Genomic DNA, 26,549 nt, shown 5'->3' with positions numbered 1-26,549 from the left:
CAAGCGGGCGGCAATCAAGCCCGCAATGATGGCGCAGGAGTGTGACAGTTTTGTTGCAGCAATGTGCTCGGATGATGGCCGCCCGAGCCGGCAATGGCTCGGGCAGTGCCGGTCAGATGACTTTCAGCAGGCTGTTGAAGCGTTCGGCCGCACTGGTATCGCCGCGCAAGATAGCCTGGCTTTCCCGGTAGACGGCCAGGAACAATTCCCGGGCACGGGCCTCAAGCTCTGCCGCCTGCTGTGGGCTGACCCGTTGCTGACGATCGTACTTGGACACCAGCGCCGTCATGGCGGCCAGGCTATCGGCCATCAGTTGGTCGGCGTCTGGGCCGATGTTGCCGGTCAGGTCGCGGATACGCCCGGCCTCGCGTTGCGCCTGTAGCCAGTCCGACCAGGCGCTCACCAGGTGCGGTGCGTTTTGTAGCGCGATGCCGTTGTTGGTGTCCATGATGAAGCTGCGCACATCGGCATTGGCGGAGCCAATGAACAACGTGTCGCCAAACAGCATGACTTTGCTGTGCAGGCTCAGTTGTTGTTGGCCCGGCTGCTGCTGGTATTCCTCGTAGCGGAAGTTGGCAGCGGCGGGTGCGTTGGCGTGGGCCCGGCGATGCTCGTCCAGGGCCTTCAGCTGCCAGGCGGCGAGCAGGTTGACCGCGTTGAGGTCGGTGGTGGCAAAGGAGTTGGTTACCACGTCGATGCTGACATAGCCGCAATCACCATCGCCCGCCAGCATCCTGCCGAGTGCGCCCAGCAGATTGGCAGGCAATAGGAAGTAGGCGTTGTGAATGACCACCCGCGCCGGCTGTTCGGCGCTGGCTTGCTGGCAGGTGTGCTCCAAAGCGGTGAGCCATGCGCTGTGGATGTGTTTACCCCAGTCGTCGGGTTCGCTGTCGCTGGCGCCATAACCCCGCTGGCCGTCGCGGAAGGGCAGATTTTCCAGATAGAGCAGCCCGGCATTCGCATCCACTGGCAGTGGTGCGGTGTGGACGGACGGTTGATAGTCGCTCCGGTAGCGCGCGGCATTGGCGCTGAGCTTTTCGCGTGCGTCGTCCAGGCGCTGATCCAGTGAGGGTGCCGACGTGGCAAAGACGCTCGCGACGCAGTCTGCCTGGGTGTTGGCATCCGGTGTGGCGGCATCAGCGGACGGGCAGGCCGCCTCGGCTTGACTGAGGACTGCCAGGCCGGCCAGGGCGGCATTGGGGGCGTGGGCGCGCACTTCGTCAAGGCTCGCCACCATCGGGCGAAACTGCCACAGGCGCTCGAAGGCCGCGCTGAGATCAGCGCCGCCGCTGGCAACGGTGAGGGCCAGGTCGGTGTCGTTGAACACGTATTTGTCGGTCAGCTCCCCGGGATGCATGTGGTAGCTGTCCTGTACATTGCGACCGCCGATGACCAGGTGGCGACCGTCAACCCACAGCAGCTTGTGGTGCAAAAACTCACTCTGGTAGTCCCAGTCGCGGCGGGCGGCGGCGTTATCGGCGCGCTCCAGTGGCATATAGGCGGCGAGAGCGCCAAACACCGGGTCGATCTGTTCGCCGTAGAGAGCGCGAGCAAAGGCCAGTTCGACACGGGCCTTGAGGCTGTCCACGCCACCGCCGTAGCGCGCCCGCAGCCAGGTTTTGCCCAGGCGTTTGAGGGCTTCGGCCTGGGCCGGGTCGCTGGCTGCAGCGCCGCTGCGCAGGGTGGTGGGGTCCAGCCCTTGCCCCTGTTGAACGGCCAGGGCTACCAATTCGGCATTGCGTGCGTACAGACCGGCGAGAAAGTCACCGGATCCGGCCACGGAAAGGTTGGAGATGTTCAGATCCTGTGCGGCCTGGCCGTCGATGCGTTCGGCGGCGAAGGTGCGCTCGATCTCGGCAAACTTGGCCTGTGAGCAATCGGCACCGGGGATGGGCGACTCGCCGCAGCCCAAGGTGAGGTAGGCCGCGTCCATGATCATGTTGCGAGTGGGACGATTGTAGAAGCGGACTTCAAGCTGCCCGTTGCTGTCGCGCTGCAGCATGCTGAACCAGTCGAGCTGGCTGTAGGCGGCGCTGTAGTCAGTGAGCAGGCGGATACGCACACCGCGCTCGGCGGCACGCAACAGCGCCTCGGCCAGGGCGGATGAGCTGTAGTCGCTATCGACAATGTAGTAGGCGATGTCGACGCTGTGCTGCGCTTTCTCGACCAGCGCCAGCTTGCTGGCAAAGGCGGCGTCGTTGTCCAGCAACACCTGGCCGGTATCCGCGGTCAGGGTGGCGGAAACGAATGCCTCCGGTGTCGTTGGCGTGTTGCCGCAACCGCCGCAGCCGGCCAGCAGGCAGCCGGTAAGCAGGATAGAGCGGGGAATGAAATTCACGGGCGTACTCCCTTGTTGTCTTTGTTTTGGTATTTTTCTGTCGTGTTGCCAGTCCTGTCGTCTACCCTACGTTGGCGCTTCGCTGAAAGCGACCTGTCTACGCAGCTCCGCCAGTTGTTGGTGCAGGGTGGCCACGCCGGGGCGACGGGCGTTGCTGAGCAGGTCCAGCATGTAGTCCAGGTTCTCCAGCACCGATGACCATTCGCGCCGGCTGACGCCGCGCCGCGCCGCCGCCAGGTAACAGGCCTGAATGCCAGGCAGTGCCGCGGCCAGCTGATTGGCATCCATGCCGCCCTGGCCGGCGGTGTCGAACTGCAGCAGCAGGCGGCTCAGCTGGCAGTCGGCGATTGCCACCGCGCCCCAGAAATCGTCCGGCTCTCGGGCCTGCAGGGCGTTGGCCAGCTGCGCGCCGATGGCCGTGAGCGCAGTGTGGTCTTCGCGTTTTCTGAGGCGGCTGTTGCCGAGGTAGCGCAGCGTCCGGGCGTTGGCCCAGTTACAGAAAGTGTAGGCATCCGGCTCACCCGCAGCGGCAGTGGGCGTGCCTTGGGGCCGGTTGGTCCTGTGGTAGGCCTGGCGATAGCTGTCGGCCGCCGCCGCCAACAGATCGCTGCGCTCGCCGGTTTTTGCGCTCAACCAGGCCTGGCGTTTGCAGGTGGCCCCCAGCAGGCACAGGCGCTCGCGGGTTTCGCCTCGCTGCAGCAGGTCAGACAGGCTACTGGCCGCCCGCTGCAGCTCGGCCAGTAGCTCTGCGCGCAGGGCCTCGCGCTCTGCCTTTGTCCCTGCCTGTGCCGCGGCCCAGCGCGGGGCCGCGAAGCGGCTGCGGTAATTGGCGCACTGCTCGATGGCGCTCAGGGGGCAGTCGCCCTGCTCGGCCGCAATGGCGCGCTCCAGCCACGCCATGCCGCGGCGCCAGTCACACAGTTCACCCCAGGCAAAACCTATGGCGGCGGCGACATCAGCACGCTCGCGCCAGCTGCCCATCAGTGCCGGCGGTACGCTCGCCAACAGGGTTTCCAGGTGTTCCCTGGATTGGCGCAGCTGCTCGTGGTCGTCGTGGATACCCGGCCCGCGGGCCCGGGTGCGCAGGCTCTGGCGGAAGTTATCCAGTGCAGCGATGAACTCATCCACCGCGTGGTAGGGAGTTTGGCGGTGTGCGCTGGCGCTGCCCTCGCCAGCCACCAGGCGGTATCCCGGGTCGCCGTAGGCCTGGTAAGCACCCCAGGTGTTGAAGTTGGGAAAGTTGGCCCAGGTGTGTTCACGTGCCAGCCGGGTTGCATCGCCGAAGCTGCGCCCGGCAAACATGAGGCTGTAGAACTGTTCGGCGAATGCGATGGCTGCCGCGTCGTTCACCGCCCAACCTGCGGCGATCACCGCCCGCACCCCCATGCGGATAAACTGCTCGCCGAGATTGGCGGCCAGCTCGTGGTAGGGCGGGGCGCTATCGCTGCGCCCCAGGTGGCAGCAGTTGATGAACACCAGCTCCGGCACAAAGCGCAGCTGGTCGATATCGCCGGGAGTCAGCACAACGTGCTTGCCGATGACCATGCCGGACAGAGTGGTTGCGGCGCTGCAGTCGGGGCAGGCGTTGCGCCAAAGACTGTTTTCGCTGTTCTCGGTGCTCGCGCTAATGGGCATGCGGTGTACGCCGTGCCCCGCCAGGTGCAGGATGCGCCAGCGCCGGGCGTGCAGGGCATCGACAATGGTGTTGGCGTCTTCGTCGATGGCGTCCAGTACCTCGTAGCCCTGCTGGCCGAGGCGGGCGGCTACCGCCGCTCCTTCGCGGCGCGCGCCCGGCAGGTCGGCAAAGCGCTCCCAGCCTTCCAGCCTCGGGTTGCCGATCACCAGGGCATGGCGGCCGTTGGCGTATTGCACTTCGGGGCGGAAGTCGCCGGTCCTGAACTGCCGCACCATGCCGCTAACCACAGCCAGCGGCTTGCCGGTGCTGCTCCAGCGGTCTTCCAGCAGTTCCCAGGGGTAGCGCGCCGCGTAGTTGTCCACCACCAGTACTCGATTGTGCTGGGCTGCTGTGGAACCCTTCAGGTGCCGGGGCAGCAACATCTCGTAGAGGGTTTTTGCGGTATGGGTATCCGCTCGCGAGCTACCGCAAACGCGGCGAATGAACGCATCGGCCAGCTGCAACTGCGCGCTGGACTGGCTCTCTTCGATGCGGGCGCGGCCGGTGGTAATGTCGAAGCGCAGTGCCTGCGCCCTGCTGTCCCTGCTGATTACCATGCGATGCCACCAGTGGGGCGCTTCGTCGGCCACTACCCGCCTGCGGTGGCCACTGCGCTGCACAAGCGTGCCCTCGGGCCACAGGATGCGGCCGCCAAGGGTGGAGCGCGACAGCAATTCGGTAAGCGCTCGCGCCGCGGTGATGGCTGCGTCCTGGTACAGTTCGACCAGTTCCAACTGGTCGAAGGTGACGGCCTGGGCGCCGCCGCTGTTGCGCAGGTCATCGCTGGCCCGCACGGCCGCGCGTAGAATGGCCTCCACCGATTCCCGCACGGTGACACCGCCCGGGCCGCTGCCCACGAGCAAGCAGCACAGGCGCGCCGAGGGTATGCCGTCGGCGCGACTGAAACGCTGGTCCGGCCACTGCTGCACTTGCAGGGCAAAATCCACAAAGGCCCGGTGCAGGCTGGCTTCCAGCGCCACCGGGTTGAGTTCGCCGGCCTGGCCCAGGCCCACCACCAAGGCTGCTGGCGGGTGCAGGTGGCGCGTGTCATTCGCGGTGAACAGGTGGCTGCCGAGCTTGCCGGGGTACAGCCCCAGGTTCAGGCGCTGGGACAGTCGCCCGCCCAGGCGCCGGTCGAGTTCGGCCTCGGCGTTGACCATGGTGTCGTCCAGGTAATGACCGACAACCACTGTGTGATTGACGTAGGCCAGATCGCCATGCACCACCCTGACCGTGAGCGCCGTTGGTGCCGCAGTGACGGTGGCGCGACCGCTGCGCCCCGGGCCAAAGCCCAACAGGTGGAGGTCGCCGGGGCCGGGGATCTGGTCCGCTGGTGGCGGCTCCCGTAGCGGGAACGTTCCGCCGCTGGCCTCTACCGAACGTGCTGCCAGTGGTGGGCTGCGTGACAGGCGCTCTGTAGTGCCACTGCCCAGCAGGTCGATGATGGCCGGTAGCAGGTGGGGCTGTCGGCATAGATCGTCATGGGCTGTGTCGGGCGCATACCAGACGGGTACGCCCGGCAAGCGCCCCGATGCCCAGGTGACAGTGCCATCGCCCTCCGCGACGCCGAGAAAGCGCACGCGCCCGCGTGCTTTGTCGTCGTCCCCGGGCGGGGTGTGCAGGTCGTAATCCGCCACGGTCTGGGGTTGGCAGCCAGCCAGGTAGACGGTATGGCGGGGGCTAACCTCGGCCTTTTCCAGTTGCCGCCAAGTGGCATCGGCGGCATCCAGCAGGGGCTGCTCCGGCACCTGCCAGTGGGCGCCCAGCGTCGCGCGGATGCGCTGGTAGGTGGCGCGGTCAAAGACATTGCGCCCGGCCTGGCCCCGGGGCAGCAGCTCCAGCAGTCCCGGCAGGGTGCCGGCGAAGTTGACGATGTCATCCACGTCCTGGGTCAAATCCAGCAGAGCCAGCCGGGCCTGGGTGGGGTTGAAGCCGCAGAGCCAGCGCAGGGCTTCGTGGGAGCCGTGGTTGGGGGTGCCCAGCATCAGCAGGCGGCTCCCGGGCAGGGTGGTAATGCGCCGCCACAGCTGGGCGCCGGCGCCGTTGTCGGACAACATCGCCCGCACCACCAGCCCGCCCATCGAGTGGGCCACTAGGTATACGGGCTGCTGCTCGCGTTCTGCGCGGGTGAGCCAGGCATCCAGTTGGGTGGTCAGCCCCGCCGCCGCAGTGCGCAGGGAGCGCCGCCAGTCGTAGGGAAATACCTCCACCCGGCAGTGGCCGGCCAGCGTCTCGATCAGGGGGCCGTAAAAATCTCCAAGTACATCGCCGGCGCTGACATCCCTGGCGCTCATTCGCAGCTGCTTGAGTCCTCCGCCCAGCAGGCGCCAGTAGTTCAACCACACTCGGTCGCCATCCACCTTTAATTCGCTACCCAGAATGCCGGGCAACACCACTGCCAGCGGCCGGCCGGACGCTGCCACCTGGCTGTTTTCCATGGCGATGCGCCAACCGGGGCGCTGTTGCCTGGTGCCCTCGCCATCGGCATCGCGGGCGATGGCGTGCTGGCGGTCGGCGTCCTGTAGCGGCTGGAACCCGGCCTCATCTGCGTCGTTGCGCAGCAGGGCGTCCACCAGCCAGCGCAGTGACCGGCTGTTGACGAAATAGCTGAAGTGATTCACCTCGGCGCCGCGGTCGCAGCGAAAGCGGGCCTGGCCCGGCGCGCGTGGCAGCCCACCCAACATGGAGGCCGTGTTGACCACCAGGTCGTGGTCGTCGGCGTAGAACCAGTCGGTAATCCAGACGCCCAGGCGGTGCAGCAGGCCGCCGCCCTCGGTGTCGCCGGCAATCACCGAAAGATCGGCGGCGCTGCGAAATTGCGGCATGGCGAGAAAGGCTGTGAGGGCGGAGCCCGGCATCATCGCCTCCAGCCCGGGCAGGGTGCGCGGGTCGGTGCGCTCCTTGACCACCGCCAGCAGGAAGTCGATGACATCGTCCACCAGCGGGTTGCCTGGGATCAGCCGCAGCAACGACAGCCAGCGGTCCAGTCGCCCGGAGGCCAGGGTGGTGCCGCGGGCCGGGCAGGCCACACGGGCGAAGCGGGCAACTGTGATGTTTTTTTCACCCAGCAATGTCAGCAGTTCACCGAGCATGGCCCGATCCTGCGCGTAGCCGGCATCGCGTTGCTGCAACTCATCGTCATCCAGCAGCCCCAGGCCCAGTTGGGTGGCGATGGTGTGATCGCCCCGGAACAGAGTGTTCAGGGCTGCGCTGTTGAAGGCCTGTAGCGGGTTTTCGCACTGGCCCAGGCACAGCAGTTCGCCAATCAGGCCACCGCGGGAGTGGCTCACCAGGTGCAGGGTGCTGCCCTCGGGCAGCAGGCGCGCCAGCTCCAGGGCATTCTGGATCGGGCTCTGGGTGAGGCTGCGGTGCTCCCAGCCGAATACCCGGTTGCCGTAGAGCCCGTGCAGGCGCTGGCGGGCGTCGCTGGCGGCGTCCTCCCACAGACTGGCGAAGCTGCCCCGGGTGCTGGAGCCGGTACCGTGCAGAAACAGCAGCAGCGGCCCTTCGGCACTGTCTGCAGGCATCTGTGTGATCGGGTTGATGGCCAACTCGCCGGACAGCGCAAGCTTGCACAGGCTGCTTTCGCCGCCAATCAGCTGGAGAGTCTTGTCCTCCAGCAGCTGCGCCAGTCGCGCCGCCGAAGTGGCGCTCAGGTCAACACCAAAAAACTCAAGTACCCGGATACCGATGCCCAGCAGCCCGCGCTCTGCACTGGCCGGTGGCTGGGGGCTGATGTCCCACACGGCGGCTCCATCGCGGTCGTGCTGCTTGCGGCCCAACTCCAGCACCAGGTCGTCGGCCCGCATCCACAACTGGTCGCCGCTGTGCAGGTGCAGGCAAACCACCTCGTCGGCCGCCGCCGGGTAGAGGTCGGCCTGGTCATCCCGATCCAGCCCGATCGCCAGTGTGGCCCTGCGGCGGAGTTTCAGCTCTGGTGCCACCAGGGGCGCGGCGGTGAGTGCTTCTGCCCGCCGCCCCCGGATAAGGTATGTATCGCTCATGAGCCTGACTCTCCCCGGCACCTGCCCGGCTGGCCGGGTCTTGCCAGTGTCGCGCGACTTCCCTGTGAAGCGAGCTGTCGCTTTCAACATAGGCCAGGGGCCGGTATCTGTCGAACCACCCGCTGTGCAAGCGCGCCACCGGCAGCGCCTGAAACGCGGCAACTGTGGCAGCACCGGGCGACTATACTGACGAGGGAATTGGTGCCGTGTTTCACACACCGCCGAACCGGGAGGGTCATCATGTCTGATGCCACGGCTGCGACTGTTCTGATGCAGGGAGCGGCCAGTTGGAATGCCTGGCGCGAACAAAACCGCGCCCCGCTGAGCTTTGCTGCACCGCAGTGGTACGACTGTCCAGGGCCGGATGGGCTGCAGATCAAGGGTCGCAACCACCTGGACTTCAGCGGCATGGACCTGTCCGGCGTCTCCATTTACAACGCCTTTGCAGAGGGTCTCAATCTGCGCAATGCATATTTTGTGGGCGCCCATTTTGAAGAGGGAGACTTTTCCCGCGCCGACTTCAGCGGCGCAACCTTCCGCGATACCCGCTTCAACAAGACAATTTTCACTGGCGCCTGCTTCGAGGGCGCCAGCTTTGTGAACTGCAACCTCAACCGGGTCAATCTGGTGGGTGCCAATTTCAAGGTGGCACGCATTACCGAAACAGTGGTGTATGGGATCGCGGCCTGGGATATGGCGGTGGCTGACGACGTCGAACAATCCCGGCTGGTCATCGAGAAAACTTATGCGCTGTATTCCGAGCTGATTGCCGGCGGCACCATCCCCCTGATGGTGGATGACATCGAACTGGCCCAGTTCGTGTATTACCTGAACAACCACCGGAAAATGCGCGACACCCTCAATATTCTTAACGACCGTGGTGTGCTGCTGCTCGGCCGCTTTCAGGACGGCGGCCTGGAGCGGCTCTACCGAGTGCGGGACTGGTTCCAAAACCAGGGCTACATGCCCATGATCTTCGATTTTGCGCGCCCGGATAACCTCAGCCTCAGCGAAACAGTGGTGACCATGGCAGGCCTCTCCAAATTCGTGGTGGCGGATCTGTCGGGCGGCAGCGTGCCCGCCGAACTGCAATCTATACTGGGCCAGATAAAAAAGCCTCTGCTCGCCTTTGGCGACCCCTACGCCCTGTTTCCCGACCTGGAAGACCAGACCGCGGTGATTGCCGTGCAGACCGACGACGCCCGCCTGCTGGCGGCGCTGGCGGATGAACTACCCGGCCTGGAGCAGCTTCACGCCGAACGCATTGCAAAGCTGGCCCGGCGCTACCTGAGCGACAAGGTCGCCCCACTGCGCTAGCCTGATAGTGACCGCCCCCGCAAACAGGAATACCACCGTGACCCATGCCGCAGGCGATGCCGCCCTCCACACCCAGCCGCTGCCCCAGTCGCAGCTGCTCGATAGCGTGCTGCCGCGGATTTGCAGTGGCGGCCAGCGCTACCGCAAGTATCGGCAGGTAAAGGCGCGCCCGGCCCGGCCCGGGGAAGCGGTAGTGACCATCACCGCCGATGGCGAAGAGACACGTAACCGCGCCGGCCACGATCACCTGCTGGTGCAGAACCTGACACAGTCCGGCGAGCGTTACCTGATGCGACGGGACACCTTTGCCGCTCGCTACCGGCAGGTGGCCGAAGCCGGGGACGGTTGGGCCCTTTACGATGCCTTGGGCGAAATTCTGGCGCTGGAGATTGACCGCGATGTGCTGGCATTGCTAGGTGTGGGCGAGTGCTTCCACTTTATTGCACCCTGGGGGCGAGCGCAGGTGGCGCGGGCAGGTGACATGCTGGCCACACCCTGGCCTGCCCGGGATGAGGTCTATCGCATTGCACGCAGGGAATTTGGCGAGACCTACCGACGCGCGGTGGCGCCGCTGGCCAAGGAGCCACCAGAGTGAGCCCGGTAAACGTTGAACCGGCAAGGGGGTAAGTGCGATGCCCCAGACCTGCTTTGTAATCATGCCCTTCGGGGTCAAGGAGGATGCCGGCGGTCGCGCCTTTTCCTTCGACGACCTTTACGAGTTTTTGATCAAGGACGCGATTGCCCAGATGGACGGTATCCAGGCGCTGCGTTGCGACGAAATCTCCGAGGCGGGCTGGATTCACTCGAACATGATCACCCACATCGCGGAGGCGCCCCTGGCGGTTGTGGATATCAGCACTCAGAACCCTAACGTATTCTATGAACTGGGTGTGCGTCACGCCTTGAAGCCCTCCGGCACCGTGCTGATCCGGCGCGAGGGAACCGAGTCACCTTTTAACATCGAGGGTTTTAACTGCATTGACTACGATCTTGGCGACAGTGACAAACGGAGAGCATTCCAGCGTCGCCTGCAGGCTTTCCTGAACAACGCCCGCAGCCAGCCCGCGCACCGAGACAGCCTGGTGTACGACGTACTGACGGATTTGCGGGTTGAGCGAGGCCCCAGCATCTGCGAGCGCAAGCCGCGCTTCCTCTGGGACACCCATATCTACCCCTACCGGCTAGTGGCCCAGCCGGAAAAAGCGGTCTGCCTGGTGGCGGGCGACTGGCGCGACATCAAGCACTGCGATGTGTGGGTGAACTCCGAAAATACCAACATGCAGATGGCGCGTTTCTACGAGCGTTCGGTGTCGGGGTTGATCCGCTACCTGGGGGCCACCAAATCCATCACCGGCGAGATAGAGCAGGACACCGTGGCGCAGGAACTGGCGGCGGCGCTGGGTGGCGCGGGGCGGGTGGAGAAGGCGGCGGTGGTGCCTACCGGCCCCGGGTTGCTGGCCCAGACGAACAACGTCAAGGCGGTATTCCATGTGGCCTCGGTGGAGGGTGAATTGGGCTTTGGCTACCGGCCCATTGCCGGTATCGAGCGCTGTGTGCGCAACGCCCTGCATATGGCTGATACAGCGCGTTTTCGCCCCTTGCAGCTGCAGTCCATGCTGTTTGCCATCATGGGTACGGGCACCGCCGGTGGCGACCTGGCGGACCTCGCCGCCCGTCAGGTGGGTGCCGCGGCGGATTACCTGGAACTCAACCCGGACTCAGTCATCCAGCGCGTCTATTTTTCGGTGTTCACCGACATCATGCTGGAAACGCTGACGACGGTGATCGAGGCCATTCCCAACCTGGAGCGAATGCCGCCATGACCCGATGCCTGGCCCGGCTGGCTTGTGTGGGCCTGCTGGCCTGTGTGAGCCTGCTGAGTGCCTGTAGTACGGTGGATACAACGCCTGGGAGCGAGCAGCGCAGCGCACTGATCATTGTCGATGTGCAGTATGACTTTTTACCCGGTGGAGCCCTGGCCACCGCCGGCGGGGATGCGGTGATCGGCATCATCAATGCCCTGCAACCGCAGTTCGATCTGGTTGTGGCCACCCAGGACTGGCACCCACCGGGCCACGGCAGCTTTGCCAGTTCCCACCCGGGCCACCGGGTGGGGGAGGTCATTGAGTTGCAGGGGCTGCGCCAGGTGTTGTGGCCAGATCACGCCGTGCAGCATAGTCACGGCGCGCAACTGGCAGCCGGGCTGGACCGGCAGCCTATCGCGCGGGTTTTCCGCAAGGGCCAGAACCCCAATGTGGACAGTTATAGCGGCTTTTTCGATAACGGCCAGCGCGGGGATACCGGCCTGCAGGCCTACCTTGCCGCCCGGGGTATTACCCGCGTGGTGGTGGTTGGCCTGGCACTGGATTACTGCGTGAAGTATACCGCCCTGGATGCCCGGCGTATCGGCCTGCATGCCACGGTGCTCACTGACGCCACCCGGGCGGTCAATCTCGCCCCGGGGGATGCCGAGCAAACCCTTCGCGAACTGCGACAGGCAGGAGTGAGCATCGGCCGCTCGGCGGATTACCTCGACGGCGTGCGCTAGAGTTCGTGGGGCGCCAGCACCTGTAGCGGGATGTGGGTGTCGCCGTTGGCCAGCAGTTCGATGATGGGGCTCAGGTCGCGGGCCGCCCGGCTGGCAAAACTGTCGGGCTTTTCCCAGCAGGCACCAAAGGGCTGCAGGCCGTGCCATTCTCCATCCTGCTGGCGGGCGCAATAAATGGCCTTGTCCAGGGTGAGCAGGGAGAACTGATAAACCACACCGATACCGCGCCGTTCCCGGTCTCCCATCACCGGCCCGAGGGTGCGCACCCGCTTGTACAGCGACCGGCTGAACAGGCTGCGGGTCGGTTGCCACAGGGGCTCGGTAAAGGTGGAAACGACCAGCACTTCCTGTATCAAGCGTGCCCCCTGCTGCGCATCGAACTGTTCTTCCATGTGCCGCAGCACCTCAAGGGTGGTTTCGATCATTTCGCCGTAGCCCACCACGACAACAAATTTCTGGATAGCATCATCCGCACTGAAGTCCAGCCGGATGGCTGCGGCGTAGTCCGCGCGCGCCATAGTGGTGGGAATCACGATGGTGGACTTTAGGGCCAATCCATTCTTGATGAGGGTGCGCCGGGCGTGATCGCCGTAGGTGTCCTGAATCTGTATCAGGATAACCTCGAAGTCCTGCTCGGCGGCGCGTTGGTCAATGTAGCGCGAGAAAATCCAGGACTCATCCTCTGAGCGGATGTAGTGGCGAAAAATGCCGTGCTTGGCGTCGGCGATGTCCGGCGCGCTGGCTACCGTAGCTATCAGTATGGGCTTCTCATCGTCGGGCATGGCCTGGGTCCATTGCTTGAAGCGGTCACGGATTTTCAAGGCGCTGCCACTCATTGTGACGATGAACACACGCACCCCTTCGTCGTACCAGGCCTGAAGTTGCAGCATCAGCTGGTTCACATCTTCCAGCGGCGGGGCAGAGCCCGGGTCGGGGGGCAGGGGGGTCACTGTCTCCTGGGTACCGCTGTGCAGGGGAAACTGGTAGTAGCGCAGGCGGGGCTCAATGCGGTTTTCCTCCCAGGCTTTGAGAAACCCCTCTCGCTGTCGCTCCATATTGCCCCTGACACTGAGTGCTTTTTCGCTGGGCAGCAACACCGCTACCGGAGAGTCGGCTACAGGCAGTGGCTGGGCGTCAAGCCAGAGGTAGGCACAGGCCGACACCAGCACTATCGCCTCCAGCGAAAAAAGCAGCCAGCGCGGAATGCGCAGGATAGTGGCGATGCGATCGTGCAATCCCAAGCGCTTGAGGCCGGCGTCCGAGACCACCTGGAGGGCATCGGCCGCGGAGGCTTCTTGCTGTTCGACGTCCTTGCGCATGACCGGTAAAACCCCGGGTGATTCAAGCAGCCAAACGGATACCTGTTATCTCCAAGTATAGTGGGGCTCGCCGTGTTTTCTACGGCGCCAGTGCGGTGATCTACACTTGTTGGCAGTGGCAGGCAGGCGCTTGCCGCCCGCGCAACAGCGTCTGGAGGGGCATCGTTTGGTCAAGATATTCATCTCCCATTCCGAGAGCGACCGGGAACTGGTGGAGCCACTGTACAAATGGCTGCAGTGCGGGTTGGGCCTGTCTGGCGACGATATGCGCTGTACCTCGGTGGAGAACATTAACGTTGGAGAGGCATCCATGGAGACGCTGCGCGAAGAGCTGCAGCAGGCCCAGGCGGTGATCGCCATTGTCACCGGCAACAGCCTGCGCTCCCATTGGGTGTCCATCGAAATGGGAGCCGCCTGGCTGCGCCAGCGCCTGCATCCCGTGCGGGGCCCCGGGGTTAACCCCTCCGATTTGCCCAGCCCGCTACCCAACATCACGAACGCCGGCTACTGCGAAGAGCAGGCCATGTACCGTTTGTTGCAGAGCCTGGCCAAACGCCTGAACCTACCCATCGTCGGGGCAGCCAAGTTCGAGTTGGATGAGATGACCGCGGTGGGGCGCAACTACCTCACCGAAGGGCTGCGCGCTTGGTTCTCACTGCCGCCGGCCATGGCCGCCTCACGCCACGATGCCGACCGCTTTCACTATGTGACTGATTCGCTGTGCCGGCGGCTGCACCTCGACCGGCAGAGCCTGTATCACTGTACCGACGATTACGGTTACATCGAGCGCGACCCGGAGCGCCTGCCCAGTTGGGCGAAGGATCACTGGAAGCTGTCCCGGATGGCGGTGAATCACCTGCTAAAAGGCGATCAGGATCTGTTGGATATGCCCCTGAACGTGGTGAGTGAGGAGTTGCTGGCCGAGCTAAAACGCAGTCTCTCCAAGCGCAACCTAAAGCGGGGAGAGCGGCTGCGGGCGTGGTTTGATCGTGCCCAGCAGTGGGTGGTGGAGCACCCGCCGGTGGCAGACAGCGGACACTGACTACCCCCGCCAGCAGCTGCAGTATCCGCCCGGGGTCGTGACTAGGTGGCGCCCGGCGCTGGCTCGGCCAACAGCAAGCGGAATTCGCGGTACCAGCGCGCCAGGTGCTCGTGGTAGCGATGGGCCTCATAGGCGGGCCCGTTGTAATAGCGCGCAACACGGCGAAAATCCGCCTCGGCAGGCTCATTGCGAGCGGTGCTGTCGGCCCTGCCGCACAGGAACCGCGCGACAAAAGCCACCTGCTCCGCCACCGGCGCGGTGAATAGCGCCCCCGCACTGTTGGCCCCCACCCGCTGGAAATTCTCACCCATGATTTGCCCTAGTCCAAGACTCATGGCGCGCATGCGCAGGTCCGGCAGGGGGAGTTGGGGGTGGCGCTCGTGCAGCCGCGACAGGTAGTGCTGTTCAAAGCGCGGGCGAATTACCCCGGCGGTCTCCTGGCGAATGATGGACAACACCCACTCGGGCTTCAGGTCGATGTCGTTTTCGCGCGCCAGGGTAAGGCAGGCCTGCCGTGTGTACTCTGCGTAGCGAGCGAGAATGCCCCGGCAATCCAGGTAGTTGTGCTTGTGCAGGGCATTCAGGTGAAAAATCGCGTCGTCGAAATTACCGGTCATGATATCGCCGCGCTCGGTGCGCTCTATGGCCACTTCTGCCATGCGCTGCAGCGTTGCCACTGACAGGGTGCAATCGGGAATGGCGGTTATCAGGCGGCTGGCGGTATTCCAGCGGCAGGGGTAGCACAGGGTTGTGCGATTTAGGGTGCGGTTCAGGCCGTGCTCAAGCTGGAACTGGGCGACCCCACGATTGGTGCCCCGGCCAAAGTTGCCGTCCACGAGAAAGGCACCGGAGGCGGCGGTGGAGTAGCCGAGGAAAACCATCAGGCGCTGCACGGCACTGATGGCAGCCTCGCCCGCTGAGGTGCGGGTCAGCTGCGGGTCGCCATCGAGAAAGCGCGACAGGTCGGACTGCCAGGTGTGGTTGTCATCGTCGGGGTGGGTGAGAATGCGCTGAATCCGCGCATCCCGGAGATACTGTTCCAGGGCCATCGCTCAGCCTCCTTTCGGTAGCGGGCAGGATGCCAAGGTGAGTGTAGCCCAGCCTGCCGGGTGCTCCAGCGCATCGCGTTTTTTGCATTCCATGATCCTTGAACTACCTTTAATCATCAGAAGCTCCGTGGCTACCCGGTGCTTTCATCGTCACGCGCCGATGCGTTGGCCACACCCTGCGACAGCACACCTGATGACCGCGCCCAACGATGCGCCGGTCTTACAGCGAGGGATGTGTATGAATGGAATCGGCCCGCGTTGTCTTCTTCCGGTCGTCCTGGCCGGTGCCCTTATCGCCTGTTCTGAGACCGGCGACGATGAGTCGTCGGGGCAGAATGCCAAGTCCGGCAGTTTTGCCTGTATTTCCCTGCTGAAAGCGGGGTTCAGGGATTTTCCGGATGATCCTTCGCGGCGTTTTCTCGGCAAAGTGGGCGAGGATGCCGCCCGCTGCCGCGGTGGCCAGCGGGCGGTGGACTACCGCGACACGCCTTGGGTGGACTGGGCCAACTACTGGGCGGCGGGTGACATGGCAAGCCGGGAGGACCCAGACGGCCCCCTGACCCTGATTGGCGAGCATATCAAGCCCGACGGGCGCGGCGTCGACGGCGCACTGATGGACCTGGAGTACCAGCGCATCGAACTGATCAAGTTCAACCTGTTCGACAACGAGACCTACGAAACCTATGTGAAGGGACGCAGCGATGGCGGCGATACCCCGGTCAGCGGGCCCAATGTCAAAGTGTGGCCGCAGATGCGCCTCGCTCCAACCGACCCAGCCTATGACGCCGTAGGGGGGGATGGCGAGCAACGCTGCAGCGGCGAACTGGTTCGCCACCGTACGCTTACCGGTATCTGCAACGACGTATTCAACCCACGCGTTGGATCCACCGGCACGCCTTTCGCTCGCAATGTAGCCTTCGATGTAACCTTCCCCCGCCTGCAGCAGAATACATTGGCAGTGAATCGCCACCGTGACGATGAGAACGGCCTGCGCATTGGCCTGCTCAAACCGGACCCCCAGCGTATCAGCCGGGAGCTGTTTACCCGCCAGCAGAGCCAGAGCGAGGCCTGTGACCTCGGCAGGGGCACCGCCTGCGATTACCAGCCGGCTTCCTTTTTCAACGTGCTGGCGGCCTACTGGATTCAGTTCATGACCCATGACTGGTTCTCCCACACACGGGAGGGGCGCAACCGGCCCGGGCTGGAACCGGTGGGTTGCGATGATCCGGTGGCCACCGGTTGTCGCCCTGGCGATCGTGCCGAGCGCACCATCACCGCGGCCAGCGGGCCGGCGCCTACCTTCGAACACGATGGGGTCACCTACCCACAACGCGCCCACACCACCACGCCCAACCTGGTCACCGCCTGGTGGGATGCCTCGCAGATCTACGGCTTTGATGAGGTGTCCGCGCGCCGCGTGCTGCGCGACCCCAACGATCCGGCAAAACTCTTGCAGAGCGGAGGTTACCTGCCGCTGTTTGCCAGCTGCCAGCCAGACTGCCCGATGCAAAGCCAGTGGGCGGGCCAGGAAGTGACGGCGTTTCCCGCCAACTGGAGCATTGGCATGAGCTTCTACCACAACCTGTTTGTGCGCGAGCACAATCACTTTGTGGCCGCCTTTCGCTCGTTGCAGCGGACGCACCCGGCACTGGATTCTGGCCTGCGCAACCCGGCCCATCCCAACGCAGTGATCAGCTACGCGCAAGCGAGTGACGAGGAGATCTACCAGGCAGCGCGACTGGTGGTGGCAGCAGAGATTGCCAAGATTCACACCATCGAGTGGACCACCCAACTGCTGTACGACGAGCCCCTGTACCTGGCCATGAATTCCAACTGGTTCGGCCTGTTCAATGTAGGCGAGGCCAATCCGGTATCCCGGGTGCTGGATCGGATTCTTGATCGCCAGCGCAATCTGCCCAGCAAGGTGTCGTCGCGGGCCGCCGATCAACTGGGCAGGGAAGGCGGCGGCGACAGGGACAACGCCATTTATTCCGTATTCGCCTCCGGCGCCGGTATTTTCGGACTCAACAACCGCATGGGACGGGACTGGGACATTACCAACCCGGATGACCTCAATCGCGGGGTCAATCACTTCGGCGCGCCGTTTAACTTCCCGGAGGAATTCACCACTGTTTACCGCCTGCACCCGCTGTTACCGGATATCATCGAAATGCGCAGCGCTAGTCAGCCCAATCGCATTCATTCCACGGTGCCTGTGGTGGCCACCGTTCGCGGTGCGGCGAGCGGCTTGATGCGCGAGCACGGTATGGCGGATTGGGCCCTCAGTATGGGGCGCCAGCGCCTGGGTTTGCTGCATCTGCAGAACCACCCGCTGTTTCTGCAAAACCTGGAAATGCCCCATCTGGGCTCGCCCAGCGGCCAGCTCGACATTGTGGCCCTGGATGTATTGCGCGATCGCGAGCGCGGTGTGCCGCGTTTTAACGAGTTTCGCCGCCAGATCGGCCTCAAATCACTGTCGAGCTTTGATGACTTTATCGACCAGCGATTGGCCGCGGATGACCCTGTTCGCCAGCAGCAGGCGGCGGTAATCGACAAACTGCGCGCGCTCTACGGCACCCACACCTGCGATGCATCGAAGATCATCAGCACCGCCCAGCGCGACGAAGCCGGCGCTTTCATCAACGACTGTCTCGGTCACCCGGACGGCAGCGTGGTGGACAATATCGAGGATGTGGATACCATCGTCGGCTGGCTGGCCGAGTACACCCGGCCCCACGGCTTTGCGATTTCAGAAACCCAGTTCCACATTTTTATCCTCAATGCGTCGCGGCGCTTGTTTAGCGACCGCTTTTTTACCTCCAGTTTCCGTCCAGAGTTCTACTCCCAGCTGGGTTATGACTGGGTGATCTATAACGGCCCATTGGCGGATTGCCCCTATACACCGGAAGATCATGAAGGGCGCGGGAAAAACTGCTACGAGCCGAAAAAATCCAACGGCCACTACGCCTTGGTATCGCCCCTCAAGCGTTTGCTGCTACGCAATGTGCCTGAACTGGCGGACGAGCTTCGTCATGTGGTGAATGTCTTCGATCCCTGGGCCCGCGATCGCGGCGAATACTACGACCTCAGCTGGCGGCCGCGGCAGGATGCAGTCGCTGATCCGGCCTTTGGTGGCGCGCAGCCATGAGTCAATGGCTGTGCTGTATTGGCGCTGTGTTGCTGGTCCTGCTGGCGACAGGCTGCAGCCCCCGCTTTGACACCCTGGCACCGGGAGCCGAAAAAGTTTCCGGGGAAGAGGCCCGCATTGCCGCGGCAATGATCGCCGCCATCGAAGATATCAGTCTGCAGCGGAATCCCTCCGGCCTGATGCACCGCTTCAATCAGGTCAAAACGCTGGGCTGTGTAAAAGGGACCTTCACCGTGCTGGATGATGTGCCCGCTCCACTGGCCCAGGGGTTGTTTGCCGATGCGGGCGCGCGCTACCCCGCCACCCTGCGCTACGCCAACGCCACCCGCTTTGATGACCGTGAGAAGGATTTTCGCGGCCTGTCAATCAAGCTCAGCGGCATTGCTGGCAGCCCATTGTGGGGGGAGGCAGGTACGCAGGACTTTCTGCTGAATTCCCATCCGGTACTGTTTGCCGGTACACCGGGGGATTTTCTCTCGTTCATCGAAGCGACCCGCGACAACGCCGTGTGGCGATACTTCCTCAATCCTGCCCACTGGTATTCGCTGCCCGTTGTCCTTGCCGGGCGCAGCGCACCGGACGACCCCTTTGCCCTGCGCTACTACAGCACCACTCCCTACCGCCTGGGTGGCGAAGGCAGCGCGGTGAAGTACAGCGTACAGGCGTGCCCAGGGAGCGGGCCAGGCATCGTCGTCCCCCGTGGAGAGGACTTTCTTGGCGCAGCCATGGCCGCGCGCCTGGCGCAGGAGCCACTGTGCCTGGCGTTTATGGTACAGCCCCAGGGAGACCCGGCTGTCATGCCGGTAGAGAATGCGGCGGTAGCCTGGGATGAAACGGCCTCGCCCTTTGTGCCGGTGGCGCGCATTGTCCTGGCGGCGCAGGATGTGGGCACCCACCAGCGCGACTGCGAGGCCATGCGCTTTAACCCCTGGCAGGCCCTGCCAGAGCACCGCCCGCTGGGCGGCATCAACCGGGTGCGTATTGCCGTGTATGCCGCGTTGGCGGAGTTCCGACAGGCCCAGAACCAACGCAGGGGAGAGCCATGAGCAGGAATGAGCGCATCGACAAATGGTTGTCGATGGACCGTGAAACCCTGGATGAAGTGTACCGCCAAGCCCCGGCGGGCACCCTTCCTGAGGGTGACACACGGGGCACGGCTATCGTCGCCGGCGCCTTCTTTGCTCGCTGCTATGCCCGCCTTGCGCGGCTATTGGCCTGGCAGGGCAAGGTGTTCGACCTCTACGGGCCAGGCAAGGAGGTTGGGGTACTGGTGAACAAGATCTTGCCCCTGGGCTTGACCTTTATTGTCGCCAAGGTTTACCGCGATGCCAGTTGGATGGATGGTCGCGAAACCATTGTCATCGATTACAGCAGTACCTCTTTCCTGGCGCGTCGCATCCGCGATGAAATCCGCGAAGTGGAGCCAGGTGTCTACCTCGGCAAGGTTTGGTGGGGCAAAACACGGATACTCGATTTCGCCCTGATCCGGAATGATCAATGACCCCCCAGGCCACCGTCATGATTGCCGCACCGGTGTCCAGTGGTCGCGAAAGCCAACTGGTCGCGTTGCTGGCTAGCATGAACCGGCATCCGGGCGAAGCCGATCCCGCCAATTCAAGCGTGCCCTTTGGCCAGTTCTGCCAGTTGCACATGGCGCGCTTTAGTGTGCTGCATGCGCGGACCAACGACGACATCCGCGCCCACGGCGTGCGCCCTCGACCCTGGCAGCCCACGCTGGTTTTCATTGCGGATATCGACGGCGACCCTGACCTGTTCCTGGCTGAACTGTGTGTGCGGGCCGGGCACGGCCTGCGGCAGATTTTTTCCCACTGCCGTGATTTCGACGCCAGTTGTGACGACTTACTGGCGTGGCTGCACCAGCGCAAACAACGCCCTGCTGCCAGTTACGTCAACTGGCGTGGGCGCACCGTGCAGCAGATCCACGAAGAAGCGGCGCTGGTGCATTTCGTGCGCCAACAACTTGGCGCTGTGGCCGCCCCGGGTCAGGTTCCCCCTGAGCCCCGTGCGCTGCACCGCCAGTTGCGTCGGGCGATGCTGGCCGAGTTAGCTGATTTGCGACTGCGTCTATCGCCGCCAGCGCCAACCCCGGCAGGCTGGTGGCTGGGCAACCTCTGCCACCTGCTGTTGATTCCGCTGCTGGGCCTTTTGCTGTTGCCCGTGCTGGTGCTGCTGGCGCCGTTCTACTTGTGGCGTTTGCGCCATCTTGAGCGCACCGACCCGGAAAATACCCGCCCCCCGGCCCCCAGCCACCTGCAGGCACTGCTGGCGGTGGAGGACTTTGAAGTAACCAACCACTTCAACGTGTTCGGCCAGGTGAAGCCGGGCCTGCTGCGCCTGGCCACCATCAAGGCCGGGCTGTTGTTGCTGGATTACAGTGCCCGCCATATTTATCACCGCGGCTACCTCACCCGTATCAGGACCATTCACTTTGCCCGCTGGGTGCTGATGGATGGCAACACCCGGGTCTACTTTGCCAGCAACTACGATGGCAGCGCCGACACCTATATGGACGACTTCATCAACAAAGTGGCCTGGGGACTGAACCTGGTATTTAGCAACGGAGTTGGCTACCCGCGCACGCGCTTCCTGCTCAAGGGTGGCGCTGAGTACGAAGCAAAGTACAAGCACACCCTGCGCCGCAACCAGCTGCCATCTGCCTGCTGGTATAAGGCTTATCCCGGGCTCACGGCGGTGGATCTCGACAACCACCATCGCATTCGTCGCGGCCTGGAAAATCCTGCTCCCAGTGAGCGGGAGTTGCGGGAATGGGTGTCCCTGCTGTGAGCACAGCACCGTGACAGCGCCGCGCCAACCAGTGGATTTCACCGATGTGCAGGGCCTGGTGCGTTTCGGTCACTCTCACCTGCCCAGCAGCGTGTTTCATCTGTTATGGGTGAAGGACGCCAGTGCCGCCCGTGCCTGGCTTGGCAGCGCGCCTGTTACCAGCGCGGTGAGCGAAGGCGGGCGACCTGAACAGGTATTGCAGGTGGCCTTCTCTGCTGCTGGCCTGCTGGCTCTGGGGCTGGAAGAGGGCACCGTAGGCGGGTTCTCGGCGGCGTTCACTGCCGGCATGGCGGGGGACAGCAATCGCAGCCGGCGCCTGGGTGACACCGGGCCGAACGATCCAGGGCAGTGGCGGTGGGGTGGCGTTGAGGCTGGCGTGCCCCATGTATTGTTGATGCTGTATGCGACGCAGGCGCGCATCGTTTCCTGGCAGGAAGACCTGTTCAACGCTAGTTTTGCCCAGGCCTTTGAGCACCGGTTTGCTCTGCCGGGCGGTTTGGGAGACGGGAGAGAACACTTCGGCTTTATGGACGGCATCAGCCAGCCAGCGCTCGACTGGCAGGGGGAGTCGCCACCGGGTGGCCACTGGCGTGATGCCTACACCCACCGCCTGGCGGCGGGTGACATTTTGTTGGGCTATGTCAACGAGTACGGCCTGTACACCGATCGGCCCCTGCTGGACCCTGCCCGCCAGCCCGCGGCCGCGGTGCTGCCGCCTGCTGCCGAGCAGCCGCAGTTCAGGGACCTGGGCCGCAATGGCAGCTATCTCGTGTTGCGTCAGTTGCGCCAGGATGTGCCTGCGTTCTGGCAGTGCCTGGATCGCGCCGCCGGGGGTGATCCCGCGCGGCGCGAGCAACTAGCCCAGGCCATGGTCGGGCGCAAGCGTGACGGCGAGCCACTGCTGCAGGCCGCCGACCGTAACGCGTTTACCTACGACAGTGATCCGGCGGGGCAGTGCTGCCCCCTGGGTGCCCATGTGCGCCGGGCCAATCCACGCACAGGCGATTTTCCGCCGGGCACCAGTGGCCCTTTCAAGCGCCTGCTGCGCACACTGGGTTTGGGTTCGCCGTCGGGGCGTGATGACCTCATCGCGTCAACCCGCTTCCACCGCCTGCTGCGCCGCGGCCGTGTATACGGAGACACCATCGACCTTGCCCGGGCCCTGCTGGAAACGCCAGGTGATGCCGATGGCGATGACGAGCGCGGATTGCTGTTTGTCTGCCTGGGCGCCGATATTGCCCGTCAGTTTGAGTTTGTTCAGAACGCCTGGCTCAACAGTGCCAAGTTTGCTGCCTTGCGCGACGAGTCAGACCCCCTGCTGGGCAATCGCCAGCCCCTGCCGGGTGCGCTGCACAGCGACCAGTTCAGCCTGCCGCGTGCTGGGGCGCCCGCGCAACGCATAGCGGGCTTGCCGCAGTTTGTGCAGGTGCGTGGGGGGGAATATTTCTTCCTCCCTGGCCTGCGTGCCCTGAAGTTTATTGCCGGGAGCGAGCGATGATTCTGCGCCCGCTACACCGCCTGCTGGTGAAACTCCTGGAGGTGGAGCGGCGGCTGGAGCCTTTTTTCCGGCCGCAGTTGAATCACCTGCTGCGCGAGCCCACGGCGGCACTGCTGCAATGGCTGATCAATGTCCGCCGACAGGATGATGGGCTGCAAATTGCCCAGGAGCGTTGCTACGAATGGGAGCAGCAGGCGCTGGACGACATCATTCGCCTGATGGCGGCGCAAATGCGGGGCCACTTTACACCGGGTAAGTTCGAGCGTGGCGGCAATACCAAAACCCACGGCCTGGTGCGCGGTACGGTTACTATCCGTGACGACCTGCCGCTACACATGCGTGTGGGGCTATTTGCCACACCGCGCAGCTACCCGGCCTGGATACGGTTTTCAGGGCCGGGCCCGGATGTGCCCAGGGACATTCAGGATGTGGGCTTTGGCAGCATGGCTATGAAGATCATGGATGTGCCCGGCCCTAAAATCATGGATGACGAGCGCTTCACCCAGGACATGATGGGTGTGGTTACGCCGACCTTCGTTACACGCAACACCAGGGATAACGCGCGCCTGCAGGATTGGAGCCTGCGTGACATGCCCATCTACTACTTTCTCAATCCCTTTGATTCCCACCTGCTTGATTTTTTGATGCAGGGCCTGTGGAACGAAACCCAGTACAACCCCCTCGGACAGCGCTACTACAGTTGTGTGCCCTATCTGCTGGGGGAAGGCCAGGCGATGCAGTATTCTTTTGTGCCGAAAACGCCGGTTCCCCGCAACATCCCAGGGGTGCCATTTGGCAGCGTGCCGGGCAATTACCTGCGCGACAATATGGTCAGGACCCTGGATGAAAAGGGCGTGGAGTTTGATCTCATGCTGCAATTGCAGACTGACCCCCACCGCATGCCGATTGAAAATGCCGGGGTGCGCTGGCCTGAAAAACTCTCTCCCTTCATAGCCGCTGCCGTCATCCGCATTCCGCGCCAGACCTTCAATTCCATGGCCCAGTTCGATTTTACGCGCCAGTTGACCATCAACCCCTGGCATTGCCTGCACGAGCATCGCCCGCTGGGGAACCAGAGCCGCGCACGTCGGCGCATGTACTACGAGTTGTCCCGGCTACGCATTCACGAGAACCGCACCGAGCACTATGAGCCGACCGGTGATGAGGTATTTGAATAGCCGGTGTTGCCAATCCAGTTCCCAGAGGGTGAGCCGGCGGTCAGATCCTGCCCTTAGTTTGCAGGCGCTGGCCGCTCAAGGCGTCTCTGGACTCGCAGACAGGGGAATGTGCAGATAGAAGCGGCTCCCCTGGCCTGGGGTGCTTTTTACGCGAACCTCCCCCCGATGTTGGCGAGCGACTTCAGCCACAAATCGCAGGCCGAGTCCCAATCCCTTGCGGGCGCCATCGCCCTGCTTGAAGGCTTCGAAGATGATCGTTTGCTCGTCCAGGGGGATACCCTGACCTTCGTCGGCCACTTCCAGCACCGCTGAGGTATTGTGCCGATAGACGCTGACAGTAATCGTACCTCCGGGTTCGCTGTACTTGATGGCATTGTCCATCAGGTTCAGGCAGGCGCGTTCCAGCAAGCCAGCATCGCCCTGCACCCACAGGGTTTCAGCAGGTGTTGTCATGGTCAGCGTCAGTCCCCTGGTCCGGGCCAACTGCAGGTGCTGCGACAGGGCCTCTTCCGCTATGGCATAGGCATCGCAGGCTTCAAACACCGGACGTTCGGCATATTTGAGCCGGGAAAGCAGGGTGAAGTTCTCGGCAAAATCGAGGTTTCGTCGCACGTAGCTTTCTATACGGTCCAGCAATTCACCGTCGGTGACAGTCTCATGGCTACTGCGAGCCTGCTCAATGATGGAAAGCGCGGAGATCAGGGGTACCCGCAGGTCGTGGGAGAGAAAGTTGAGCGCTTCGACCCGACTCAGCTCAGCTGCCTTGATGGCTGTGGTGTCTGCCAGCGTGAAGACCAGCACAGGCATGCCGACATCCAGAGCGTGCCCGTTTATCAGCAGGCTGCGACGGGATTTGGGAAGATAGCATTCGCATTCCAGGGGCTTGTTGTGCAGGGCCAACTGGCCAAAGGCGGTTGCCAAATCCACGTCGCCGGTTGCGGTGAGGATACTCAGTAACGAAGGAAGATGAGCCTTGATGCCGATATTGGGCAGTGTCTGTTTGGCTTGGCTGTTGTGGAACAGGACGGCACCGGTGATATCGCAAACGATGATACCAGCACTGAGGTGATCCACAGCCTCGTCTACCAGTTTTCGAAATTCACCCGCTCGCTGGAAGGCCTGGTAGACGCGAGCGATATCCAGATCGGTACTGTAGTGTCGCAACGCCGTTCGTTTTGCCGGGCCGCGAAAAATGCTCTCCACACTGCGTAGCGGGCGCTCGGTTGGCGAAGCCCAGTACAGATGCAGTGTTCGGTGTGTGTGCCCGTCCCGCAGGGTGCAGTAGCTGTGTCCAGGCGTGTGTCGCCATCGCGGCAGCGGCCGGCGCTTGTCGAGGAATAACCTGCCACTAGCCGTATCCAGCCGCCAAGAACGCAGATATCCACCTTCTTCCAGGAGTTGTGCTCTGTGTTCTATACCTTGCCAATAGCTGTCGGCGGCTTGCTCAGGTTGTCCCATATTGAGCGCGGTGAGTTGTTCCTTTAGCAGGCTCATGACGGCAGATAGGCGCAACCAACTCCACAGGGGGTAGGCGATGGCCAGGGCCAGTATGGGCGATACCGGGCTAATCCAGTAGCGCAGCAGATGCAGCACCGCCAAGGTGGCGCATAGGATGAGCCAAATCACGATGCCCAAGGTGATGAGCTGCCGGTTCGGCGGTTGGCGGGTAATAACGATCACCGCCAGCACCAGTAGCAGGAAATACAGCGTGTCTTGAACGAGTTCGTTGGGTGTCTGAATCAGTTCATCGGAGGCCAGCGCGCTGTAGACGGCCATGTTCCACTCAATGCCGGACATGCGTCCCACCGGTGTGGTGATATTGTCACCCAGGCCAGTAGCTGTGATGCCGATGAAGACCACCTTGTCGGCAAGTTGTGCCAGCGGAGCCCGACCGCGAATGATATCCGCATAGGAAATAATCGGTGCTTGGGACTGGCTGTCGAAAGGCACAAGGTTGAAGTGATCCCGCACGATGGCGCGGGTCTCGCCGGTGCGATTGGGGTTTCTCGCTCCGGGAATTGCTTTACTTCGACCCATTTCGCCTTTAATCAAGGCGAGGGTGGCCAGGGTAAGATGCGGCCACCTGGCTGAGCCCACTCCCTCGCGCAGGAAAAGCCCCCGTGTGATGCCGTCCTCGTCGACTTCCACATGCACGTGCCCCAGTGCCTGCGCGGCGCTGCGAACCGGCTCAAAGGGAAGTACTTCCGCTAGCGCCTCGCCGGTGCCGGTATGCGAGAAATGCAGCGGTAGTACCACACTGCCCAGGGCGCTGATCTCTGCGGAGAGCAGCGTGTCATTCTCGGGGTACTCGACATCCGGTTCTGCAAAGATAATATCCATCGCCACAGCGGCGACACCCGCTCGGTTCAGCTCCCGCAGCAGGGTTACGTGGCGTTCGCGCGGCCAGGGCCAGCGCCCGAGTTCAGCCAGGCTCTGCTCATCAATAGCGACAAGCGCTATATCCTGCGCCGAGGTTGGTGTATGGACTCTTACAGCGGTGTCGTAAGCCAAATAATCCAGTGGAAAGGTAAGGCGGCTGTTCGATAGCAATATGCAGAGCAGCCCAACCGCAATGGCAAGTAGCGTACGACGGGCGAGGATGCGCAGGGCCAGCGGCACGGTGGCTTG

At 63.4% G+C, this 26,549-nt stretch carries 16 protein-coding genes; 11 read left to right on the top strand and 5 right to left on the bottom strand.

The window, feature by feature from the left end; genetic code table 11:
* Positions 1–112: 112 nt before the first annotated feature.
* Positions 113–2,338, bottom strand: a complete 2,226-nt coding sequence (locus DDZ17_RS13975) for a phospholipase D-like domain-containing protein (RefSeq protein ID WP_116367571.1) — start codon at positions 2,336–2,338, stop codon at positions 113–115.
* A gap of 66 nt (positions 2,339–2,404) precedes the next feature.
* Positions 2,405–8,017: a DUF7379 domain-containing protein gene (locus tag DDZ17_RS13970; protein ID WP_170150214.1), complete on the bottom strand. Its 5,613-nt coding sequence runs from the start codon at positions 8,015–8,017 to the stop codon at positions 2,405–2,407.
* Between the two features lie 240 nt (positions 8,018–8,257).
* Between DDZ17_RS13970 and DDZ17_RS13965 the strand changes: the two genes are divergently transcribed.
* The 4 genes from DDZ17_RS13965 to pncA are packed head-to-tail and all read left to right on the top strand — an operon-like array spanning position 8,258 to position 11,882.
* Positions 8,258–9,334, top strand: coding sequence for a pentapeptide repeat-containing protein (locus DDZ17_RS13965; protein ID WP_116367569.1), 1,077 nt, complete (start codon positions 8,258–8,260; stop codon positions 9,332–9,334).
* Between the two features lie 37 nt (positions 9,335–9,371).
* Positions 9,372–9,929 carry a hypothetical protein gene (locus tag DDZ17_RS13960; RefSeq protein ID WP_116367568.1) on the top strand — a complete coding sequence of 186 codons (558 nt, stop codon included), beginning with the start codon at positions 9,372–9,374 and terminating at the stop codon, positions 9,927–9,929.
* Between the two features lie 37 nt (positions 9,930–9,966).
* Positions 9,967–11,157 carry a macro domain-containing protein gene (locus tag DDZ17_RS13955; RefSeq protein ID WP_116367567.1) on the top strand — a complete coding sequence of 397 codons (1,191 nt, stop codon included), beginning with the start codon at positions 9,967–9,969 and terminating at the stop codon, positions 11,155–11,157.
* The gene (gene pncA / locus DDZ17_RS13950) at positions 11,154–11,882 is read left to right on the top strand and encodes a bifunctional nicotinamidase/pyrazinamidase (RefSeq protein WP_116367566.1); all 729 of its coding nucleotides are present in this window, start codon (positions 11,154–11,156) and stop codon (positions 11,880–11,882) included. Before DDZ17_RS13955 ends, pncA begins: the two co-directional genes overlap by 4 nt.
* Here the strand turns inward: pncA and DDZ17_RS13945 are convergent.
* Positions 11,879–13,201, bottom strand: a complete 1,323-nt coding sequence (locus tag DDZ17_RS13945) for a hypothetical protein (RefSeq protein WP_116367565.1) — start codon at positions 13,199–13,201, stop codon at positions 11,879–11,881. The genes pncA and DDZ17_RS13945 overlap by 4 nt on opposite strands.
* Before the next feature lie 166 nt (positions 13,202–13,367).
* Here DDZ17_RS13945 and DDZ17_RS13940 point away from each other — a divergent pair, with 166 nt between their 5' ends.
* Entirely contained in the window at positions 13,368–14,243 is an 876-nt protein-coding gene (locus DDZ17_RS13940) for a toll/interleukin-1 receptor domain-containing protein (RefSeq protein WP_157976639.1), read from the top strand.
* 41 nt (positions 14,244–14,284) lie between these two features.
* Here DDZ17_RS13940 and DDZ17_RS13935 read toward each other — a convergent pair whose 3' ends face one another.
* On the bottom strand, positions 14,285–15,292 hold the full coding sequence (locus DDZ17_RS13935) for an N-acetylmuramidase domain-containing protein (RefSeq protein WP_116367563.1): 1,008 nt from the start codon (positions 15,290–15,292) through the stop codon (positions 14,285–14,287).
* 238 nt (positions 15,293–15,530) lie between these two features.
* Between DDZ17_RS13935 and DDZ17_RS13930 the strand changes: the two genes are divergently transcribed.
* The 6 genes from DDZ17_RS13930 to DDZ17_RS13905 are packed head-to-tail and all read left to right on the top strand — an operon-like array spanning position 15,531 to position 23,921.
* On the top strand, positions 15,531–18,440 hold the full coding sequence (locus DDZ17_RS13930) for a peroxidase family protein (RefSeq protein WP_116367562.1): 2,910 nt from the start codon (positions 15,531–15,533) through the stop codon (positions 18,438–18,440).
* On the top strand, positions 18,437–19,486 hold the full coding sequence (locus tag DDZ17_RS13925) for a catalase family protein (RefSeq protein WP_116367561.1): 1,050 nt from the start codon (positions 18,437–18,439) through the stop codon (positions 19,484–19,486). The genes DDZ17_RS13930 and DDZ17_RS13925 overlap by 4 nt, the downstream gene beginning before the upstream one ends.
* The gene (locus tag DDZ17_RS13920) at positions 19,483–19,941 is read left to right on the top strand and encodes a hypothetical protein (RefSeq protein ID WP_116367560.1); all 459 of its coding nucleotides are present in this window, start codon (positions 19,483–19,485) and stop codon (positions 19,939–19,941) included. The genes DDZ17_RS13925 and DDZ17_RS13920 overlap by 4 nt, the downstream gene beginning before the upstream one ends.
* On the top strand, positions 19,938–21,245 hold the full coding sequence (locus DDZ17_RS13915) for a hypothetical protein (protein ID WP_116367559.1): 1,308 nt from the start codon (positions 19,938–19,940) through the stop codon (positions 21,243–21,245). The genes DDZ17_RS13920 and DDZ17_RS13915 overlap by 4 nt, the downstream gene beginning before the upstream one ends.
* Positions 21,246–21,255: 10 nt before the next feature.
* Complete coding sequence (locus DDZ17_RS13910; RefSeq protein ID WP_116367558.1) at positions 21,256–22,743, top strand: Dyp-type peroxidase; 1,488 nt, start codon at positions 21,256–21,258, stop codon at positions 22,741–22,743.
* On the top strand, positions 22,740–23,921 hold the full coding sequence (locus DDZ17_RS13905) for a catalase family protein (protein WP_116367557.1): 1,182 nt from the start codon (positions 22,740–22,742) through the stop codon (positions 23,919–23,921). Before DDZ17_RS13910 ends, DDZ17_RS13905 begins: the two co-directional genes overlap by 4 nt.
* 75 nt (positions 23,922–23,996) lie before the next feature.
* Here DDZ17_RS13905 and DDZ17_RS13900 read toward each other — a convergent pair whose 3' ends face one another.
* On the bottom strand, positions 23,997–26,540 hold the full coding sequence (locus tag DDZ17_RS13900; RefSeq protein WP_116367556.1) for a CHASE2 domain-containing protein: 2,544 nt from the start codon (positions 26,538–26,540) through the stop codon (positions 23,997–23,999).
* Positions 26,541–26,549: the final 9 nt, after the last annotated feature.

This window comes from Parahaliea mediterranea (genome assembly GCF_003402235.1).
GTDB lineage: Bacteria > Pseudomonadota > Gammaproteobacteria > Pseudomonadales > Halieaceae > Parahaliea > Parahaliea mediterranea.
The sequence above is the reverse complement of the archived record's forward strand: the minus strand, read 5'-3'. Positions and strand labels throughout refer to the sequence as shown.

Excerpts from the sequence above, each read along its gene's own strand:
- DDZ17_RS13920 (WP_116367560.1), top strand. The coding sequence starts at position 19,483 with ATGAGCAGGAATGAGCGCATCGACAAATGGTTGTCGATGGACCGTGAA.
- DDZ17_RS13935 (WP_116367563.1), bottom strand. The coding sequence starts at position 15,292 with ATGGCCCTGGAACAGTATCTCCGGGATGCGCGGATTCAGCGCATTCTC.
- DDZ17_RS13915 (WP_116367559.1), top strand. The coding sequence starts at position 19,938 with ATGACCCCCCAGGCCACCGTCATGATTGCCGCACCGGTGTCCAGTGGT.
- DDZ17_RS13925 (WP_116367561.1), top strand. The coding sequence starts at position 18,437 with ATGAGTCAATGGCTGTGCTGTATTGGCGCTGTGTTGCTGGTCCTGCTG.
- DDZ17_RS13945 (WP_116367565.1), bottom strand. The coding sequence starts at position 13,201 with ATGCGCAAGGACGTCGAACAGCAAGAAGCCTCCGCGGCCGATGCCCTC.
- pncA (WP_116367566.1), top strand. The coding sequence starts at position 11,154 with ATGACCCGATGCCTGGCCCGGCTGGCTTGTGTGGGCCTGCTGGCCTGT.
- DDZ17_RS13905 (WP_116367557.1), top strand. The coding sequence starts at position 22,740 with ATGATTCTGCGCCCGCTACACCGCCTGCTGGTGAAACTCCTGGAGGTG.
- DDZ17_RS13965 (WP_116367569.1), top strand. The coding sequence starts at position 8,258 with ATGTCTGATGCCACGGCTGCGACTGTTCTGATGCAGGGAGCGGCCAGT.
- DDZ17_RS13955 (WP_116367567.1), top strand. The coding sequence starts at position 9,967 with ATGCCCCAGACCTGCTTTGTAATCATGCCCTTCGGGGTCAAGGAGGAT.
- DDZ17_RS13930 (WP_116367562.1), top strand. The coding sequence starts at position 15,531 with ATGAATGGAATCGGCCCGCGTTGTCTTCTTCCGGTCGTCCTGGCCGGT.
- DDZ17_RS13970 (WP_170150214.1), bottom strand. The coding sequence starts at position 8,017 with ATGAGCGATACATACCTTATCCGGGGGCGGCGGGCAGAAGCACTCACC.